This is a genomic window from Ilyobacter sp. (assembly GCF_041583315.1).
Taxonomy (GTDB): Bacteria; Fusobacteriota; Fusobacteriia; order Fusobacteriales; family Fusobacteriaceae; genus Ilyobacter.
Genome location: NZ_JBFHGC010000606.1, coordinates 1 through 1,604, shown reverse-complemented (window position 1 = coordinate 1,604; position 1,604 = coordinate 1). Strand labels below are relative to the sequence as shown.

Below are 1,604 nucleotides of genomic sequence, written 5' to 3'. Positions count from 1 at the left end.
TTCAGGGGGAAAAAGCAACGGCGTCGTATATTCCTGTTATGATACATTTCTGAAAATAGCCGGGATTTCAAAAATGCCAGTCGGAAAAGATTTTGGAGAGTATATACTTTATAGAGATAAAAAGAATATTCTTATAGAGGTCAAGGAGGGAGGGCACACAATCCCCCATCCAAAAACAAGCTGGCCACCTATTCTTGGAAAAGTCGCCAGCTTCAACTCTACAGAGATGATTTGGAAATATTATAAAAAAATTATGGACGGAGAAATTTAAGTCCCCAAAAGGGGACTTTTTTCTTATACACTTAAACAATCATAAATAAAGTCCTATATACAAAAATACAGAAAATCACCTTCCCAGTTTGCTGTAAAGAGTCTCCTGCTGCTTCGTTGTAAAGTCAAAATAGATCATGGTATTGTCCACATTTCTGTGACCTAATATATACTGAACCTCTTTGATATCCAGACCTTCTTCTGCCATATGAACTCCTGAGGTATGTTTTATAGTGTGAAAATGGGCTTTTTCCATTGGAAGGGAAGCAGACCTGAAATATTTTTTACATATTTTATTGAGAGTAAATTTAGTTATCGGAGATTTTTTTCTGCTGAGAAATATATAGGGAGAGTCGTTTGGGTGTCTCTCCATGAAATTTTCCAGGAGTATAGAGGTATCTTGCGTAAGTTTAACTGTGTTATTCCGGCTTCCCTTTAGCCGTCTGTAGAACATCTCTCTTTTGTCAGCAAAGAAATCTTCTTTTTTAATACTACCTACTTCAGAGGCACGAAGTCCGCATTCGAAGGCTACCATAAAAAGAAGTTTATCTCTCATCCAAAAATAATCTCCGTTGTCCTCTATAGTTTTTATGAGATGCTTAAACTCCTCATGACGAAGATACTTAATATCTCTGTTGGCAGTTCTCTTTCTTATTCTTTTACTTTTTTTCAGCTCTTCTTTGAGCTGGTTTATTTTGTCTTCTAAAAGGGTATAGATTACGATATTGCTGCGATTTTTATTCAGCTCCTCTTCAAGCTGCCTGATCTGTAGTTCCAATTCCAAGATGATCCCTCCCTAAAACATTATGATAAATTATAACCTGCGATCTCACCAAAGTCAACAAATAACTATTTGTTGACCAAGTTCCGTCGTTCTCTGGTTTTATTGGTCTCTGAACGCATCCTTAAATCATCAAAATTCAAATGTCAACTTACAATATAAATCAGTTTTCAAAGTCAACTTATAAGAGGCCCTTAAATTGAATTTAAGGGCCTCTAAAATTAAAACTCATATAAATACAAGCACAACTATTAATATTGCGCTCATATCAAATATAACTAAAAATGACCTTTTTTATCCCGGAAAAACATATAATCCATTTATAAATCTCCATATGTTTCCAAATTTTTAATAATCGGACTTTATGTGAAGTTTTTACGATTTAATATTTATTTGTCAAGATATTTCCATGTGTGTTTTCCGGAATTAATTTTACAGGACTTTTAAAATTTTTACATTTAAAAACAGAAAAAATAAAAAACCAGCTGTTTGCCGGTTTTCAATTTTCATCTCTTGTCTCAACAGGATTTCCATCATAGCTTATCCAGTCAGA

1 protein-coding gene and 1 pseudogene are annotated in these 1,604 nt (G+C 34.0%); one reads left to right on the top strand and one right to left on the bottom strand.

The window, feature by feature from the left end; all coding sequences use genetic code 11:
• Nucleotides 1-271, top strand: a pseudogene (locus ABZA26_RS14680) (phospholipase); the annotation flags it as partial.
• A 75-nt stretch (nt 272-346) separates the two neighbouring features.
• On the opposite strand, the gene ABZA26_RS14675 reads toward ABZA26_RS14680, so the two are convergent.
• Entirely contained in the window at nt 347-1,054 is a 708-nt protein-coding gene (locus ABZA26_RS14675) for a tyrosine-type recombinase/integrase (protein WP_372715230.1), read from the bottom strand.
• Nucleotides 1,055-1,604 lie beyond the last annotated feature (550 nt).